This window comes from Nonomuraea sp. 3-1Str, from assembly GCF_031570565.1.
Classification (GTDB): Bacteria; Actinomycetota; Actinomycetes; order Streptosporangiales; family Streptosporangiaceae; genus Nonomuraea.
The window spans coordinates 35,401-51,662 of sequence record NZ_JALHBK010000009.1 but is presented as its reverse complement, the minus strand read 5'-3'; the positions used below and the strand labels follow the sequence as shown (position 1 = coordinate 51,662).

Annotated in this window: 15 protein-coding genes and 1 tRNA gene; 10 read left to right on the top strand and 6 right to left on the bottom strand. The window is 73.9% G+C overall.

Annotation, left to right across the window (positions count from 1 at the left end):
* Window positions 1-128: 128 nt before the first annotated feature.
* From MTP10_RS16550 to MTP10_RS16540, 3 genes are read left to right on the top strand one after another with little or no spacing between them, the layout of a single operon-like run.
* Window positions 129-287, top strand: a complete 159-nt coding sequence (locus MTP10_RS16550; protein WP_310710302.1) for a hypothetical protein — start codon at window positions 129-131, stop codon at window positions 285-287.
* Window positions 288-319: 32 nt separating this feature from the next.
* Window positions 320-1,594 carry an MGH1-like glycoside hydrolase domain-containing protein gene (locus MTP10_RS16545; RefSeq protein ID WP_310710300.1) on the top strand — a complete coding sequence of 425 codons (1,275 nt, stop codon included), beginning with the start codon at window positions 320-322 and terminating at the stop codon, window positions 1,592-1,594.
* Window positions 1,591-2,064, top strand: coding sequence for a hypothetical protein (locus MTP10_RS16540; protein ID WP_310710298.1), 474 nt, complete (start codon window positions 1,591-1,593; stop codon window positions 2,062-2,064). The genes MTP10_RS16545 and MTP10_RS16540 overlap by 4 nt, the downstream gene beginning before the upstream one ends.
* Before the next feature lie 110 nt (window positions 2,065-2,174).
* On the opposite strand, the gene MTP10_RS16535 is transcribed toward MTP10_RS16540, so the two are convergent.
* On the bottom strand, window positions 2,175-2,477 hold the full coding sequence (locus MTP10_RS16535) for a YtxH domain-containing protein (RefSeq protein WP_397334467.1): 303 nt from the start codon (window positions 2,475-2,477) through the stop codon (window positions 2,175-2,177).
* A 138-nt stretch (window positions 2,478-2,615) separates the two neighbouring features.
* Here MTP10_RS16535 and MTP10_RS16530 point away from each other — a divergent pair.
* Window positions 2,616-2,687 (top strand) — tRNA-Asn (locus tag MTP10_RS16530).
* A 161-nt stretch (window positions 2,688-2,848) separates the two neighbouring features.
* Here the strand turns inward: MTP10_RS16530 and MTP10_RS16525 are convergent.
* A complete protein-coding gene (locus MTP10_RS16525) occupies window positions 2,849-3,037 on the bottom strand; it encodes a hypothetical protein (protein ID WP_310710295.1) in 189 nt (62 codons plus the stop codon).
* Between the two features lie 84 nt (window positions 3,038-3,121).
* On the opposite strand from MTP10_RS16525, the gene MTP10_RS16520 reads away from it, so the two are divergent.
* From MTP10_RS16520 to MTP10_RS16505, 4 genes are all read left to right on the top strand, one after another.
* On the top strand, window positions 3,122-4,381 hold the full coding sequence (locus MTP10_RS16520; protein WP_310710293.1) for a sensor histidine kinase: 1,260 nt from the start codon (window positions 3,122-3,124) through the stop codon (window positions 4,379-4,381).
* A complete protein-coding gene (locus tag MTP10_RS16515) occupies window positions 4,366-5,061 on the top strand; it encodes a response regulator transcription factor (RefSeq protein ID WP_310710292.1) in 696 nt (231 codons plus the stop codon). Before MTP10_RS16520 ends, MTP10_RS16515 begins: the two co-directional genes overlap by 16 nt.
* Window positions 5,062-5,282: 221 nt before the next feature.
* Complete coding sequence (locus MTP10_RS16510; protein ID WP_310710290.1) at window positions 5,283-6,416, top strand: nitric oxide synthase oxygenase; 1,134 nt, start codon at window positions 5,283-5,285, stop codon at window positions 6,414-6,416.
* A 59-nt stretch (window positions 6,417-6,475) separates the two neighbouring features.
* Window positions 6,476-7,249, top strand: a complete 774-nt coding sequence (locus MTP10_RS16505) for an enoyl-CoA hydratase-related protein (protein WP_310710288.1) — start codon at window positions 6,476-6,478, stop codon at window positions 7,247-7,249.
* 10 nt (window positions 7,250-7,259) lie between these two features.
* Here MTP10_RS16505 and galK read toward each other — a convergent pair whose 3' ends face one another.
* On the bottom strand, window positions 7,260-8,384 hold the full coding sequence (galK, locus tag MTP10_RS16500; protein WP_310710286.1) for a galactokinase: 1,125 nt from the start codon (window positions 8,382-8,384) through the stop codon (window positions 7,260-7,262).
* A gap of 44 nt (window positions 8,385-8,428) precedes the next feature.
* On the opposite strand from galK, the gene MTP10_RS16495 reads away from it, so the two are divergent.
* Window positions 8,429-9,235 (top strand): pyridoxal-phosphate dependent enzyme, encoded by an 807-nt coding sequence (locus MTP10_RS16495; RefSeq protein WP_310710284.1) that lies wholly within the window; start codon window positions 8,429-8,431, stop codon window positions 9,233-9,235.
* A 7-nt stretch (window positions 9,236-9,242) separates the two neighbouring features.
* Here MTP10_RS16495 and MTP10_RS16490 read toward each other — a convergent pair whose 3' ends face one another.
* The 3 genes from MTP10_RS16490 to MTP10_RS16480 all read right to left on the bottom strand — a co-directional run bounded on the left by MTP10_RS16490 (window position 9,243) and on the right by MTP10_RS16480 (window position 11,022).
* A complete protein-coding gene (locus MTP10_RS16490) occupies window positions 9,243-9,914 on the bottom strand; it encodes a DUF6766 family protein (protein ID WP_310710282.1) in 672 nt (223 codons plus the stop codon).
* 102 nt (window positions 9,915-10,016) lie between these two features.
* The gene (locus MTP10_RS16485) at window positions 10,017-10,394 is read right to left on the bottom strand and encodes a hypothetical protein (protein ID WP_310710280.1); all 378 of its coding nucleotides are present in this window, start codon (window positions 10,392-10,394) and stop codon (window positions 10,017-10,019) included.
* Between the two features lie 82 nt (window positions 10,395-10,476).
* Entirely contained in the window at window positions 10,477-11,022 is a 546-nt protein-coding gene (locus MTP10_RS16480; protein WP_310710278.1) for a hypothetical protein, read from the bottom strand.
* Window positions 11,023-11,201: 179 nt separating this feature from the next.
* On the opposite strand from MTP10_RS16480, the gene MTP10_RS16475 reads away from it, so the two are divergent.
* A complete protein-coding gene (locus tag MTP10_RS16475) occupies window positions 11,202-16,220 on the top strand; it encodes a tetratricopeptide repeat protein (protein ID WP_310710275.1) in 5,019 nt (1,672 codons plus the stop codon).
* The last annotated feature ends 42 nt before the right edge of the window (window positions 16,221-16,262 follow it).

The window sequence follows — 16,262 nt, the reverse complement described above, 5'->3', positions numbered from 1 at the left end:
CCGCTTTTACCGGCTCAACGGCAGGCGCGGTGGGTTGGTTCCGGCGGGTGGGGGAGGTCCCTGACATGACCCTGATTGAACCCTGTCTCGCCTGCAATCCGCTTAAAGGATCTTTTATTGTCAAAGGCATGGGACGCATTCTTCTGATCGCCGCGGCCGTGCTCGCCGCGCTGGTGCTCATCGGCCCGCTGCTGGGCCTCGCCTTCACCCTGCTCAAGTGGGGCCTCATCATCGGCGTCGTCGCCTTCGGCGTAATGCTTGTATCAAAGTGGACGAAGAGGACATAGCTTCCGCGCGCCGCGCGGCGCATAGTGGGTGAATGGATGCGCGGCCAGCGGTCGACGACGCCGCGCTCGGGCGTGAGGCGCTGTCCGTGCTCGACGCGAACTGGACGGGGACCGCCACCGTGCCCGCGCCCGGCCTCTACCCCCACCAATGGAGCTGGGACTCCGCGTTCGTGGCGATCGGCCTGGCCCGCCACCGCCCCGAACGGTCCCGCGCCGAGCTCCTCAACCTCCTCGCCGGGCAGTGGGCCACCGGGATGGTGCCGCACATCGTCTTCCACACCCCGGAGGCGTACTTCCCCGGGCCGTCCGTCTGGCGCTCGCACGAGCACGAGTCGGCCCCCCGCGTGCTGACCTCCGGCCTCACCGCGCCGCCGGTGCACGCGCTGGCCGTGTGGTGCGTCTACCGGCACACCGGAGACGCCGGCTTCGTGCGGCGCGCCTACCCGTCGCTGGTCGCGCAGCACGCCTATCTGGCCGCCACCCGCGACCTCGGCGGCGCCGGGCTCGCCGCGATCGTCCACCCCTGGGAGTCCGGGATGGACGACAGCCCGGCCTGGGACCCGCCGCTCGCCGCCCTCCCCGAGATCCGGTACGGGTACCGCAACGTCGACCTCGACGAGCGGCACCCCGACAGCGACCACGACCGCTACGTCTGGCTCGCCCTGCGCTACCGCAACGCCGGCTACCGGCCCGAGTACCTGCGCGACGAGCACCCGTTCGCCATCGAGTGCCCGATGTTCAACGGCATCTGGCTCGCCTCGTGCCAGGCGCTGGCCGAGCTGGCCCCGCTGGCCCGAGCCGACCCCGCCCCGCACGCCGAGCAGGCCGAACGCATCCGGCGCGCCCTGCTCGACCGCCTCTGGGACGGCTGCTTCTACGCCCGCGACCTGCGTGCCGGCCGGCTCATCCCGATCTGCACGGTCGGCGGGTTCGGGCCGCTGCTCGACCCCGGGCTGCCCGGCGAGCACGTCGCCGCGCTCGTCGACGTGCTCCAGTCGGCCCGGTTCATGGGGGCGACCGGCTACCCGGTGCCGAGCTGCGAGATCCGCGCGTCCCAGTTCGACCGCACCCGCTACTGGCGCGGCCCCTCCTGGGTGAACACCAACTGGCTGCTGCGCCGCGCCGCCTCCCTGCACGGCCTCGGGCCGCTGCGCGACCAGCTCACCAGCGGCACGCTGCGCCTGGTCCGGCAGGCCGGCTTCCGGGAGTGCTTCGACCCGTTCGACGGCAGCGGGCGCGGCTGCCGCGACTTCTCGTGGAGCGCCGCGCTGACCCTCGACCTGCTCGCCGATAACGTGGAGCCATGAGCCTGCTGCACCGCCTGCCCTCCGACGTCCGCAAGTCCCTGGCGACCGTGCCGGGGGAGCGGGTGCTCACCTTCGCCGGATCCGACGGCGGCTACGTGGTCGCGACCGACCTCGCGCTGTTCCTGTCCGACGGGACGCGGGTGCCGTACGAGACGGTCGACAAGGCGGCGTGGAACGAGGAGGGGCTGCGCGTCCTCACCACCGACGGCCGGTGGCACCAGGAGCGCATCAGCGAGCCGCGGCTGCTGCCGGAGACCGTCCGGGAGCGGGTCAACTCCACGATCATCGTCAACAAGCACGTCTCGCTGCCGGGGCGGGGCGGCGTGCGGCTGGTCGCCCGGCGCAGGCCGGGGGGCGACATGCTCGGCTGGACGCTGGTCTTCGACGACGGCCTCGACCCCACCGACCCCGGGCTGCGGGCCCAGGCGGAGCAGGCCCTGGAGGGGGTACGACGGAGCATGGGCGTCTGAAGCCCAGGACCTGTCCTTGTGGAGGCGGGCGTGTGCGGGCGGCTTGGGAGATGCCGCCGCACACGCCCGCAGATCTTCCGGGGGCCGGCCTCGGGTGGCCGCCGGACCGGTCAGTAGGGGATGCCGGTCTCGTTGGGTTTCTTCTCGCCCATGCCGCTCTGGTCCGGCCAGCCGGTTCCCGTGTCGTGGTCGTGGCCGCCCAGGAACGGGATCTTGTCCTGGAGCGTGCCACCGACCCGCTCACGGGCCACACCGGCCACCTTCGACACCTGCGCGCCCACGACTCCCGCGGCCTCCTGGACCCTCGGGTCGTCGCTCAGGCGCTGGGCCATCTTCTTGATCTGCTCGTACCGTTCACGACCTGCCCGGCTGCCGAGCACGTACCCGACGGCCATACCGACGGCGAATGTCATTCGATATCGCATTTCGCACCTCCGCTGTCTCCGGGCCTACCCCGATGACGATGCGACACGCACTCCGGGAGTGCGCTAATGTAGTCCTGCGCCGAACGGAAGGGGTCAAAGAGCCCCCCGATCAGCGCCGAAGCACGATCCCGCGTAGCTCAACGGCAGAGCAGCCGGCTGTTAACCGGCAGGTTATAGGTTCGAGTCCTATCGCGGGAGCTTTTGAGAGACGCATAGCTCAGGCCCCTTCCTGGTTCCAGGAAGGGGCCTGAGTCGTTCCGGGACCGGCGCGCGGGCCGGCGTGGCCTGTGAGCGGTCATCTTCCGGGCACGGGTCCACGGCCGGGGCCGGCGTACGGCGGTGACGGGGAAGGGTGCGGGTCAGCGGGTTCTCGTGTCCCGGTCGGCGCCGACGACCCCGTACAAGGCCCAGCCGAGGCCCAGGAGGACCCCGCCGACCCCCGCGACCACCCCCACCTGCTCGGAGCCGAGCAGGGCGAGAACCGCGATCAGGGCGGCGAAGGCGAGCGACAGGCCGAGCATGACCCTGTTGTAGACGCGCTTGTTCATGCATCACACGATCACCGTTCCGGAGCCCGTGGGGTATCCACCGATCGGTGGACATGTCTCGTCAATCGGGGAAAACTGCGCTTCATGGGTGGCGGGGGGCGCGCGAGCGCGCGGGCGGAGGACGTCTGGCTGCGCTCGTACCCGTACTGGGACGCCTACTACGCGGTCGTGCTCGCGGTGACCGTCGTCGTGGTGGCCGCGCAGGCCGATGGCACGGCCAAGGGACCGGCCGGGCAGGCGGGGCCGTTCGTGGCGATCGGGCTGCTGCTCGTACTGGCGCTCGCGTACGCGCTCGCCGGGCGCAGGGCGGTGCGCGACCGGCGGCGGCACGTCCGCGAGGCCCGCTGGTACGCCGCCGCGATGCTGGTGCTGTTCACCGCGGCCGGCCTGGCCGAGTCCGCCTCCGCGATCGCCCTGTCGGCGCTGCTGCCCATGGCGTTCATGTCCCTGCCGACGGCGTGGGCCGTGGGGGTCGTGGTGGGGCTGTTCGCGGCCCCGGCGGCCTGGCTGCTGCCGAGCGCCGGGGCCGATCCGTGGGGGGCCGTCATGACGCTCGGGGTCGGGCTGCCCGCCGGCGCCCTGCTCGGCACGTCCATCGGCCGGCTGTCCGCGCAGAACCGCAAGCGTGCCCGGCTCATCGAGGAGCTGGACCGCACCCGGGACGAGCTGGCCAGAATGAGCCAGGAGGCCGGGGTGCTGGCCGAGCGTGAGCGGCTGGCCGGCGACATCCACGACACGCTGGCCCAGGGGTTCGCGGGGATCATCATGCTGCTCCAGGCAGCCGAGGCGGTCACGGGCCCCGATCGGCACCTGGAGCTGGCCGTGCGGACCGCCAAGGAGAGCCTGGCCGAGACGCGGGCGCTCATCGCGGCGCTCGCGCCGCCCGCGCTGAGCGGCGCGTCGGTGGAGGAGGCGCTGCGGCGGCTGGCCGCGGGCTTCGGGCTGCCGGTGGAGGTGGTCGTCGGCGGCGCGCCTGTGCCGATGTCCCCCGCGGCCGAGGTCGTCGTGTTACGCGTCGCCCAGGAGGCGTTGGCGAACGTCCGCAAGCACGCCCGCGCCCGTTCCGTCCGTCTCGCGCTGGAGTACGGAGAGGGCCGCGTACGGCTGACGGTGAGCGACGACGGGTGCGGCCTCGACCCGGCGCGCCCGACCGCCCGGCCCGGCCCCGAGAACGGACACGCGGAGGGACCCCAGGACGCGGGGAGGGCCGGGGTGCTGGGCGGGGGGTTCGGGGTGCCGGGGATGCGCCGCCGGGTGGCCGGGATCGGCGGCACGCTGACCGTGGACGGCGCGCCGGGGCAGGGCACCACGGTCACCATGGAGGTGCCGTGCTCACCGTCCTGATCGTCGACGATCATCCCGTCGTACGGGAGGGGTTGCGCGGCATGCTCGCCGCCGAGCCCGGCATCGAGGTGGCCGGGGAGGCCGGGTCCGGCGACGAGGCGGTGGCCGTGGCGCCCCGCCTGCGGCCGGACGTCGTCCTCATGGACCTGCGCATGCCGGCCGGCGACGGGGTGAGCGCCATCCGGCGGCTGGGCCCGGAGTTCCGGGTCATCGTGCTGACGACGTACGAGGGTGACGCCGACGTCGGGCGGGCGCTGGCCGCGGGCGCCGCCGGCTACCTGCTGAAGGACGTGTCGCGGGCGGAGCTGGCCGCCGCCGTGCGTGCCGTGGCCGGTGGCGGGACGGCCCTGGCACCCTCGGTCGCGGCCCGCCTGGCGGGCGCCCCGGCGGGCAACACCCCGGCGGGCGATCCGGCGGCGACCGGTCACTTCGCGGCGGGGGCTCCGGCGGTCTCCGAGGGCGCCGGGCTGTCCGCGCGCGAGCGGGAGGTGCTGGAACTGGTCGCGCGGGGCCTGACGAACGCCGAGATCGGCCGCCGCCTGTTCATCGGCGAGGCCACGGTCAAGACCTACCTGTTGCGGGTCTTCCGCAAGCTCGGCGTGGGCGACCGGACCTCGGCCGTCCTCGTGGCCATGGAGCTGGGCCTGGTCCGCGGCATCGGCCGTTCGACTCCCACCTGATGAAGGTTCACTGTTTGTAGCGTTAAGGTCACACCTTCTTGCATTTGCGGTGACAAGAAGGGAGTGAGCCGCCAGGATGGGGTGGCCGTGCCCCCGGTTCGCGGGACACGGCAGCCGCGGACAGGCCGTGTGGGCGGTGTGGAGAGGGCACCGCCGGCAGGAGTGTGCCGCCGACCCGGAATCGGTGGGGTGCTCCGTGAGCGAAAAGTGCTGGTTTCTGCGTGCGTACCTGGATCCGGTCTCTCCGTCCCTTCGACTCCATCGCCGTGCAGACGCTCATCGAGCGGACGATCGACGTCCGCGAGGCCGAGCGCTTCATCAAGATGTTCCACGCCGAGAACCCCGCCGCGGGATCTCCCCAGGCCCGCCTGCGTGAGGTGGCCGCGGACATCGCCCGTCACGGCACCTACGCCCACACCTTCGCGGAGCTGGAGTTCGGCGCCAGGGTGGCCTGGCGCAACAGCAACCGGTGCATCGGCCGCCTCTACTGGCGCTCCCTCAGGCTCCGCGACCGGCGGCAGGTCACCAGCGCCGAGGGGGTGGCGATCGAGTGCGTCGAGCACCTGCGCGAGGCGGCCAACGGCGGCCGCGTCCGGCCCACCATCACGGTCTTCGCCCCCGACGTCCCCGGCCGTCCCGGGCCCCGGGTGCTGAACGAGCAGCTCATCCGCTACGCGGGGTACCGCGACGCCGACGGGCGGGTGGTCGGCGACCCGCGTAACGCCGGCTTCACCGACATGGTGACGGCGTCGGGCTGGCGCGGGGCGGGCGGCCGGTTCGACGTGCTGCCCCTGGTGGTGCAGGCCGGGCGCGGCAAGCCGCTGGTGTGCAGCCTGCCGGGTGACGCGGTCCTGGAGGTGCCGATCGTCCACCCGCACTACCGGTGGTTCGAGGAGCTGGGGCTGCGCTGGCACGCCGTGCCGGCCATCTCCGACCTGTGCCTGGAGATCGGCGGCATCTGCTACCCGTGCGCCCCGTTCAACGGCTGGTACATGGGCGCGGAGATCGGCGCCCGCAACCTGGCCGACGCCGACCGTTACGACCAGCTCCCGGTGGTGGCCGGGCGGCTGGGGCTGGACACCTCCACCGAGCGGTCCCTGTGGCGCGACCACGCGCTGGTGGAGCTGAACGTGGCGGTGCTCCATTCGTTCGAGCGGGAGGGGGTGACGATGACCGACCACCACACCGAGTCGCGGCGCTTCCTCACGCACCTGGAGCGGGAGGAGAAGGCGGGGCGGGTCTGCCCGGCGGACTGGTCGTGGATCGTCCCGCCGATCTCGGGCGGGGCGACGCCGGTGTTCCACCGCTACTACGACAACTCGTCCCTCACCCCGGCGTTCGTACGGCATAAATGACGCGCCGCGAGTGAGCGGCGGCCTTGCTCGCGCCTGCTAGAACATGATTCGGTTGGCGCATGGACGAACTCGTGCTCTCCTCCGTCGACCAGGGCGTTCTGACCCTCACCTTCAACCGTCCCGACCGGCTCAACGCGTGGACGGCCGCGATGGGGAGGCGCTACTTCGACCTGCTGGAGGAGGCCGCGAAGGATCCGGCCGTGCGCGCCGTCGTGGTCACCGGCGCGGGCAAGGGGTTCTGCGCGGGCGCCGACTTCCGGGCGCTCGGCCAGATCCAGGACGGCAGCTACGACGAGAAGCCGGACCCGCGGCCCAACACCTTCCCGGTGACCATCGGCAAGCCGGTGGTCGCGGCGGTCAACGGGGCCTGCGCCGGGCTCGGGATGGTCCACGCGCTCGTCTGCGACCTCGTCTTCACCGCCGACGACGCCAAGTGGACCACCGCCTTCGCGCGCCGCGGCCTGATCGCGGAGTACGGCCTGGCGTGGGTGCTGCCCCGGCTCATGGGGCAGCAGCGGGCCATGGACGTCCTGCTCTCGGGGCGCGTCTTCACCGGCCGCGAGGCGTACGAGATGGGGCTGGTCAACCGATCGGTCCCGGCGGACAGGCTGCTCGCCGAGGCGCAGGAGTACGCCGGGGAGCTGGCGGCGCACTGCTCGCCGGCGTCGATGGCGGTGATCAAGCGGCAGGTCTGGCATGACTGGGAGGTCACACTGGCCGAGTCGGCCGAAGCGGCGACCGCCGAGATGGTCGCCTCGTTCGGCCGGCCCGACTTCGCGGAGGGCGTCGCGTCCTTCCTCGAACGCCGCCCTCCGAACTTCCCCTCCCTGTAGGAGGCGAGCGCTAGGCGCGGCGGCGGGCGCCCGGGCTCGGGACTGCGGGCAGGAAGCGCGGCGCCCGCCAGCCCCGCTCCGCGTACGCGGCCGAGACGCTCTCCCGCACGCCGTCGAGGCGCTCCTCCGCCACCAGGGCGATCGCCGAGCCGCCGAACCCGCCGCCGGTCATCCGCGCCCCGCGGGCCCCGCCCCGGAGGGCTGCCTCGACCGCGACGTCCAGCTCCGGCGACGACACCTCGTACTGGTCGCGCAGCGACAGGTGCGAGGCGTTGAGCAGCGCGCCGATCTCGGTGACGGCGCCCGCCCGCAGCAGGCCGACCAGGGCCTCGACCCGGTGGTTCTCCGTGACGACGTGCATGGTGCGCTGGCGCTCGGCGCCCTGCAACTGCTCCAGCGCGCCGGCGAGGTCGGTGACGTCCCGCAGTGCCTGGACGCCGAGCTTGCGGGCCGCGGACTCGCACTCGGCGCGGCGCTTGGCGTACTCGCCGCCCGCGTGCTCGTGGTGGACCTGCGTGTCGATGATGAGGATGCGCAGCCCGTGGGAGGCCAGGTCGAGCGGGATGGACCGGGAGCCGAGCGAGCGGCAGTCGAGGAACAGCGCCTGGCCCTCCTCGCACAGCGCCGAGGCGGCCTGGTCCATGATGCCGCACGGCATGCCGACGAAGTCGTTCTCGGCCCGCTGCGACAGCAGGGCCAGCTCCATGGGGGTCATGCCGAGGCCGTGCAGGTCGTTGAGCGCGGAGGCGACCGCCACCTCCAGGGCGGCGCTGGAGCTGAGCCCGGCCCCCTGCGGCACGTCGCCGTCGATCGCGATGTCGGCGCCCGGGACCGGCTCACCGAGCCGTTCGGACAGCATGGCGAGCACGCCGACGACGTAGCGGGTCCAGCCGCGCGCGTCCTCGTGCCGCTCGATCGTGACGGGCTCGCCGCCCGACTGGAGGGACAGCAGCCGGATCGTCCCGTCGCCGCGCGGTGTGACGGCGGCCGTGACGCCCCACGGCACGGCGAAGGGCAGCACGAAGCCGTCGTTGTAGTCGGTGTGCTCACCGATCAGGTTGACCCGGCCGGGCGCGTGCCAGACCGTCCGGGGCTCCGCGCCGAACGCCGCACTGAAAGCTTCAACAACGCGCATAATCGAACACTCCTCAACAAAGGCCCGGTCGTAGACTAGCGCGCGTGGAGGAGCTGCTGGATCCCGGCCTCGGCTCGGTCCGGGTCTGGCTGAAACGCGACGACAACAAGGCCCGCAAGCTGAGGTACAACCTCGGCCATCCGCGCGTGCTCACCTTCGGCGGCGCCTACTCCAACCACCTCAGGGCGGTGGCCGCGGCGGGCCTGCGGCACGGGTTCGAGACGATCGGCGTCGTCCGGGGCGAGGAGCGGCTGCCGCTCAACCCGTCGCTGGCGTACGCGGCCGACCGCGGCATGACGCTCACGTACCTGGACCGCGCCGCGTACCGGCTCAAGCACACCCCCGAGGTGGAGGCGGCGCTGCGTGAGCGGTGGGGCGAGGTGCTGATCCTGCCCGAGGGCGGCAGCAACGCGGCGGCCGTGCGCGGCTGCGCCGAGTTGCCGGCCGAGATCGAGGCCGAGACGCGCGGCGGCTACGACGTCGTCTGCTGCCCCGTCGGCACGGGTGGCACGCTGGCGGGCATCGCGGCGGGGCTGCCCACCGGCCGGCGGGCGCTCGGGTTCGCGGTGCTGAAGGGCGCCGGGTTCCTGGCGGGCGAGGTGGCCCGGCTCCAGCGCGAGGCGTACGGGCGGGTGTGGGAGAACTGGTCGATCGACCTCGACCACCACTTCGGCGGGTACGCGCGCACGACGCCCGAGCTGCGCGCCTTCGCCGCCCGGCACGGGGTCGAGGAGGTGTACGTGGCCAAGATGCTCCACGGCGTCGTGGACCTCGCCCGTCGGGGCGGACTCGCGCCCGGCACCCAGGTCGTGGCGGTCGTGACCGGCGAGCCCTTCCCGCCGCGCTCCTAGGACCGGGTCAGCCCTCCACACTCGTCGCCGTGTGCGCCGCGCCGACCGGCTTGGACTCGGGGGAGCCGCGCTGGCGCAGGTAGATGGAGAGCACCACCATCGACAGCACGGCCAGCAGCTCGGACTGCCAGTTCTGCAGCGACCGGTCCCAGAACTCGGAGGAGGTCACGTACCACCCCCAGTTGACCGGATCGCGCAGGTCGCCGATCCGCTCCGAGTTGTAGGCCGCCAGCCCCGCCACCGACTGCGCCAGCCACGACAGCACGAAGATGGTCCCCATCACCAGGCCGAGCGAGTTGCTGTACAGCCAGAGCCGCGCGCCCCCGGCCTTGGCCCAGGCCGGGGAGTCCTCCTTGGCGTGCGCGCCGACGAGCTGCTCCTCGTCCGACTCGGCGCCCTCCTCGCCCGGCTTCTTGGACTCCGGCGAGCCCTTCTGCACCAGCCAGACGGTCAGCACGATGAACAGCAGGAACTGCAGGTACTCCGACTGCCAGTTCTCCGCCACGTCCACCGCGAACGACGACGACGTCGTGTATGCCCAGACCGACACGGGCTGCAGGCCGTTGACCAGCTGCTGCTCGTTGAAGTGCGTCGCCCCGGCCCAGGCCTGCCCCACCAGCGTCAGCAGGAACAGCACCAGGAACGTCACCGACAGCGTGCTGTCCTTGATCCGCCTCATGCGTCCCCCCTCGGCGCGCTCACAGCCGCGCCAGTCCCAGCGCGAAGAAATAGATCAGCCCGGCCGCGATCAGGATGAGCGTCAGCGTGAACATGACCCGCATCAGTCCTCCACCTCGCAGTCGTAGGGGAGGTCGTGCCGCGGCTCGCACCCGGCCGCCGTGACCCGCCAGCCGTCGGTGAACTGGTGCAGGAACACCGTGTCGCCCTGCAGTCGCACGAGGGCGTCGGCGCCCCACACCTCGACCCCGGTGACCCGGCCGCCCGGGCCGAGCTTCAGCGCGGCCAGCGCCTGGGCGCAGGTCTCGTCCGGGTCGGGCAGCTTCTCGGCGGTCGTGCGGGTGAGCATGGCGCAGGCCGCCTCGTCCTGCTTGGCCGCCACGGCGGCGTGAAAACGCTCCGCCGCGCGCGCGGGCGACGTCGTGTCGACGGCACAGCCCGCGGCGAGCGCCAGCGCGAGCACCGCGAACGCAAGTCTCATGCGCCTCTGTTACCCCGGCATGAACCGGTCATGCCACGGCCATGTCCCGCTGTGACCGAGTGACTCCGCTGAGCCCGGGACCTCAGGGGAGCTGGTCCATGATGGGGGTGATCAGCGCGTTCAGCTCCCGTACGAGCACCACCAGGGCCCGCTCGGCGGCCCGTTCGACCTGGTCGTGCGGCCCTTCCGGCTCGGGCGGCAGATCGCCGAGCGGCACCGGCGTCTCCACCAGCAGCGTGGTCCGCAGGAACGGGTGGTGGGCCAGGTCCTTCTCGGTCGGGTCGAGGTACTGGCCGAACGTCTCCTGCCAGCCCGCCCAGCCGCGGTCGCGCCACCAGGTGCGCGAGCGGGTCAGCTCCGCGGGGAGCGGCGAGACCAGCGTCACCCGCGCGTTGAGGCTGCCGTCCCAGGTGTTGCGGCGGCAGTCCGCCGACAGGACGCGCCGGTCCCACCGCACGTAGCCCGGGTTGAGGGCCGGCGGCGTGGCCAGCCGCCACGCCGCGCAGGCGAACCTGACCGGCGCGATGTCGCCCCACTCGAACTGCTCCAGGTTCTTGCGCACGTGTACGGCATAGCGCCCGTCACGGTCTCTGTCGTAATCCTGGTCGATCCAGAACGCTCTGCCCATGGGCCCTACGCTACGGCGATCCGGCCCCGGCCGTCCGGCGGCGCGAACGCCGGGTGGAAGAGTATCCCCCGCCGCGCGCCCGTCTTTGAACCGCCGGAGGGCGGGCAGGGCCAAAACGCCTGTGACGTACGTGACACCTGGGTAGTTTTTTCACATTATTGGGTGACTCAGGAGTCGATATGACGTCAGAACAGCACGCCGCGGCCATGAAGCGCTGGGAAGAGGGGGATCTCGGCGGCGCCGCCGTTCTGTTCAGGGAGATAGCGGCCACCGGCGATCCCGAGGCGTCCCACCTGCTGGCGTGCCTGCTGGAGGAGCAGGGCGACCTCGACGGCGCCGAGGCCGCCCACCGCTCGGTCATCCTGTCGGGTGACCCCGTGTTTGGGCAGCGCTCGGCCATCTCCATGGGGATGATGCTGGTCGCCGCCCGCGAGTGGCCGGCGGCGTACCGGGTGCTGACCATCGCCGCCGACGGCGCCGACTTCGAGGTCGCCGCGCTCGCCGACACGGCCCTCGTGCTCGTGCTCACCGAGCTGGGCGACGTCTCGGGCGCGGAGGAGGCGCTGGAGCGGGCCCGCCGCTGCGACAGCCCCGCGGTGGCGGAGCTCGCCGCCCGGCTGGAGCTGCCCGTGTTCGAGTGGGCCGACCCCCGGACGGCCTGGGAGCTGTACGAGGAGGCGGAGGGCGAGGAGGACTACCGCGAGCTGCTGACCTGCGGCGATCCCGAGGTGGTGTCGCTGTCGGCGTTCCGGCTGTACCGGATCCACGCCGAGGAGGGCGACTTCGCGGCGGCCCGGGAGGCGTGCGAGCACGCCATCGCCGTGGGGCACCCCGGCCACCTCACCATGGCGTACAAGCTGCTCGGGGCGGTCCTGGTCGACCTCGGGGAGTACGCCGAGTCGGTGGAGGCGTACGCCAGGGCGGCCGAGGACCCCCGGCCCGAGGTGCGGCTGCCCGCCCTCATCGAGCAGGCCAAGGTCTTCGCGCAGCTCGGCGACATGGCCGCCACGCGGGCGATCTTCGAGCGGGTGATCGCCAGCGGGCAGCGGGAGCACGCCCTGGAGGCGCGGGCCTGCCTGGCGCAGCTCCACACCGAGGCGGGCGAGGTGGAGGAGGCGCTGGCGGCGCTGCGGGCGGTGTTCGCCGCCGGGGAGTCGCCGTGGGCGTCGGTCAGCGCCACGCTGCTCGGCATGCTGCTGGAGCAGCACCCGGAGCGCCGGGAGGCCATCGTCGAGCTGGCCGGGGAGATCGCCGGGCATCCGGACCCGGACGCCGCGTTCAAGGCGGGGCTGCTCCTCGACCACGACGCCCGGCAGCGGCCGCTCGCCGACCCCGTCGAGGAGCGGGCGTTGCGCGACGTGGACGACGCCCTGCTGCTCCTCCAGGACGGCCGTCTGGCGGAGGCCCGCCGGATGCTGCGCCGCGCCGCCGACTCGGGGGCGCGCACCCAGGCCGTGCGCGCCATGGTGGCCCTCGCCCAGCTGGAGCTGGCCGAGGGCGACCGGGACCAGGCCGACGAGCTGCTGTCGTACGTGGCCGAGGGCGAGGACGTGGTGGGCGGGTTCACCGCCGCGTTCATGCTGCACCTGCTGTGCTCGTCGGGGAACGCGCTCCACCCGGTGCTGCGGGCCGTCCTCGACCACCAGCGGCTCGGGCGGGAGGAGGGGCTCATCGGCTACCGGGCGGCCATGGAGGACGCCGACCCGGCGGTGGCGGCGATCGCCACCGCGGTGTTCGCGCAGGTGCTCGTCACCACCGGGTACGACGTGTCCGAGGCGGGCACGCTGTTCCGCTCCGCCGCCGGCTCCGGCGACCCGCTGGCGCTGTCGTACGCGGCGCTGGTCTTCCGGGAGGTCCTGGAGAGCCGGGGCGAGGCCGCGGAGGCGATCGAGCTGCTGCGGCGAGCCCGCGCGGAGGGGCATCCGGCGCTCGCCCCCTGGGTGGGGTACGCGCTGGGAGGGCTGCTCGACGGCCACGAACGCCACCTGGGCGAGGCGCGGGCGGCGTACGGGGCGGCGATGGAGACCAGGCACCGGGGGCTGCGGGCGGAGGCGGCGGGGGCGTTGCTGGGCGTGTACGAGGTGCAGGGGGACCTGCTGGCGGCGGGACGGCTGCACGAGCGCATGATCGCGGAGAGCCGACCGGGACAGGCGGCGCGGCACGCGCTGCTGCTGGGGCTCACGCGGGTCCGGCTCGACGACCTGACCGGCGCGCGAGCCGCCTTCGACCTGGTGGAGGGGGACGAGCAGGCGGTGCTCGGGCGCTACGCGCGGTGCCTGCTGGACGGCGACCTCGACGCCGCCGGGGAAGCGCTCGCCGCCCTCGCCGGCGGCTCCGGGGACGGCGGATGGCCGCTGGCCACCCTGCTCGGGCTGGAGTGCGCCCACGCCTGGCGCCGTGCCGGTGCGGTGTCCCGCGCCGACGCGGTCCTCTCGCTCCTGGTGGAGGGGGGTCATCGGGAGTACCGGTGGCAGGCGGCCTGCCACCTGGGCGCGCTCCGGGACGACGCCGGTGACCATCGCGGCGCCCTGGCCGCCTGGGAACGCGCGCTCGCCGACGGCCAGGGGTCGCCGGTCGTCGCGCTGACCGGCATGGGACACGCCCTGCACCGGCTCGGCGACCTGGAGGCGGCGGCCGGGGTCCTGTCACGGGCGCTGGAGGGGGCGGGCACGGGTGGCGCCGGCCGTGACGTCGATGGCGAGGGCGCCGTTCCCGCCGGGGAGGCGGCGATGCGGCTGGCGCAGGTGCTGGCGGCGCTCGGGCGCGCCGGCGAGGCCCGTGAGCTGCTGGAGGAGCTGGACCGGGAGGCGGCGCCGCTCTACCTGGCCGGGTTCCTGCGCGACGGGGGAGACGTCGCGGCGGCCCTCGCCGTGGCGGAGGAGGCGGCGGGCGTCGTGCCCGGGGAGCTGGCCGGGCAGGCGGCACGGGTGCTGGGCTCCGCGCGGGCGGCGGCGGGCGACGCCGAGGGAGCACGGGCGGCGTTCGACCGGGCCGTGGAGCTCGAACCGGACCTGCTGGGGGAGATCCTGCTGGAGCGGGGTCACGCGCTGGCCGGGGCGGGCGACGAGGCGGGCGCCCGCGCCGCCTACCGGCGCGCGGAGGAGCAGGGCGCGGGCCCGCTCCCGCTCGTGGCCCGTCTGCGGCTCGGCACGGCCACCCCTGAGGAACGACCCGCGGCCCTGGCGGCCGACGGCGACGTGGAAGGGGCACTGGCGGCCCTGGCGAGGCTCCGCGCGGACACGGCGTCCGACCCGGTGCTCGCAAGGGCGGATGACCTGGTGCTGGAGGTGGCGCGCGGGCTGGGTGGCGAGGCCGGGGAGGCGCTCTGCCGGTACGTCGCCGAGCACGGCGACCCGGTGCGGGCCGCCCGGGCCCGGATCGGACTGGGCGCGATCCTCTCCGGCGAGGGTCACCACTGCCGCGCCGAGCTGTGCCTGCTGCCCGTCACGGGGTCCGGCGACCCGGAGCTCGCCGAGACGGCCTGGCGCGGGATCGCCGCCGCCCGGCGCGGGCGCGGCGACCTGCCCGGCGCCGCCGACGCGCTGCGGCACGCGATGCCCGCCACCGCGACCACGCTCGCCGGCGTGCTGGAGGACCTCGGCGACGCGGAGGGGACCCGCCGGGCGCTGGCCGCCGGGGCCAGGGCGGGCGACCTCGAATCGCTGCGCCGGTTGGTGGTCCACCTGTTCTGGCAGGAGGACTACGAGGCCGCCGTGGCCGAGGCCGAGCGGGCGGTGGGCACGGGCGACCCCGAGACCGTCGCGCTGGGCTACTGGGTATGGGGCGACTCCTGCCAGGCCGTGGGCGACCTGCGGGGCGCGGAGATCAGGTACCGCCAGGGAATCGACACCGGGTTCGCGGGCCTGACGGACAGCATCCGGACCGACCTCGCCGCCGTGCTGCACGCGATGGGCGACCCGGCCGCCGCCGTGCGCGAGGCCCGGCTGGCCGTCGCGTCGGGGGACCCGGACGCGATGGCGCGGGGCGGCCTGCGGCTCGGTGCCTGGCTGCGCGAGGAGGGCGATCTGTCCGGCGCCGCCGAGGCGTTCGCCGCCGCGGCGGGTACGCCGACCGCGCTGGCGCGTACCGCGCTGGACGAGCTGGAGGCGATGGCCCGCCGGGCGCACGGGGCCGGGGACCACGCGCAGGCCGTACGGGTGCTGGCGCTGATGGGGGAGGGCGGGGCGGCGCCCGCGCGTGAGCTGGGCGCGAGCTGCGAGGACGCCGAAGCGGTCCGCTCCTACTACGAGCTGACCGGCTCCGGCCCGCTCGCCGAGCTGGACGTCGCCGAGCGGCTCGCCGGGCTGGGGCGGACCGCCGAGGCACGGGCGGTGTTCGAGCGGCTGAACGAGCACGAGGACCCCGACGTGCGGTTCGTGGCCGGAGGCAGGCTGCTCACGCTGCTCGACGCCGAGGGCGACTCCGACGCCTTCTACAGCCTGGCCGAACGCCAGGCGGGCGACGCCGAGAGTCCCGTGCCGGGCGTGTTCGGCAGCCTGCTCGGCATGCTCCAGGAGCGCCAGGGCGACACGGAGGCGGCCCTGCGCACGCTGCGCGCGGCGGCCGGGACCGGCGAGGCCACGGCCCTCAGCGTGCTGGGCCAGGCCCTGGTCGCCGCGGGCGAGGTGGACGAGGGGCGCGAGGTCTACCGGCGCGTCCTGGACGCGGGCGACCCCGGCCTGGCGGCCCGCGCGATGATCGCCATCGGACGGACGTACCACGACGAGGACGAGGCCGAGGCCCGCGCGTGGTACCTCAGGGCCCTCGACGCCGAGAACGGCCTCACGGGCGGTCCCGCGGGGGGCTTTACGGACGGGCATGCCGACGGGCGCACGGCGGCGTTGGCGGCCATGTACCTGGGGGCGCTGGCCAAGCGGGCGCGTGACTTCCCCGAGGCGCTGGGCTGGTACCAGAGGGTGATCGACGCCGGTGACACGGAGTCCGGCATGGCGGCGGCCCACCTGGGCGAGCTGTGCTACTGGCTGGGCGACCGCGACGGCGCGCTGCGCTACTACGAGCTGACCCTGACCCTCACGGACCGGCCCGACCTGGTCGCGGAGGCGGCATTCCGGCTGGGCGAGATCCAGCACGCCCACGGGGACGTCGGCATGGCCCGCCGCATGCTGGAGCTGGCCGTGGCGACCGAGGACCCCGCCTTCGCGCGGCAGGCGGCCGAACTCCTGGCGAAGATCGGGTGATCTTGCGATGAATTGATTGACCGGATAGTCTCATTCAGTCAT

Bases quoted from the DNA above. Each gene is read 5' to 3' on its own strand.
- MTP10_RS16550 (WP_310710302.1), top strand. From the start codon at position 129: ATGGGACGCATTCTTCTGATCGCCGCGGCCGTGCTCGCCGCGCTGGTG.
- MTP10_RS16545 (WP_310710300.1), top strand. From the start codon at position 320: ATGGATGCGCGGCCAGCGGTCGACGACGCCGCGCTCGGGCGTGAGGCG.
- MTP10_RS16540 (WP_310710298.1), top strand. From the start codon at position 1,591: ATGAGCCTGCTGCACCGCCTGCCCTCCGACGTCCGCAAGTCCCTGGCG.
- MTP10_RS16535 (WP_397334467.1), bottom strand. From the start codon at position 2,477: ATGACATTCGCCGTCGGTATGGCCGTCGGGTACGTGCTCGGCAGCCGG.
- MTP10_RS16525 (WP_310710295.1), bottom strand. From the start codon at position 3,037: ATGAACAAGCGCGTCTACAACAGGGTCATGCTCGGCCTGTCGCTCGCC.
- MTP10_RS16520 (WP_310710293.1), top strand. From the start codon at position 3,122: ATGGGTGGCGGGGGGCGCGCGAGCGCGCGGGCGGAGGACGTCTGGCTG.
- MTP10_RS16505 (WP_310710288.1), top strand. From the start codon at position 6,476: ATGGACGAACTCGTGCTCTCCTCCGTCGACCAGGGCGTTCTGACCCTC.
- galK (WP_310710286.1), bottom strand. From the start codon at position 8,384: ATGCGCGTTGTTGAAGCTTTCAGTGCGGCGTTCGGCGCGGAGCCCCGG.
- MTP10_RS16490 (WP_310710282.1), bottom strand. From the start codon at position 9,914: ATGAGGCGGATCAAGGACAGCACGCTGTCGGTGACGTTCCTGGTGCTG.
- MTP10_RS16485 (WP_310710280.1), bottom strand. From the start codon at position 10,394: ATGAGACTTGCGTTCGCGGTGCTCGCGCTGGCGCTCGCCGCGGGCTGT.
- MTP10_RS16480 (WP_310710278.1), bottom strand. From the start codon at position 11,022: ATGGGCAGAGCGTTCTGGATCGACCAGGATTACGACAGAGACCGTGAC.
- MTP10_RS16475 (WP_310710275.1), top strand. From the start codon at position 11,202: ATGACGTCAGAACAGCACGCCGCGGCCATGAAGCGCTGGGAAGAGGGG.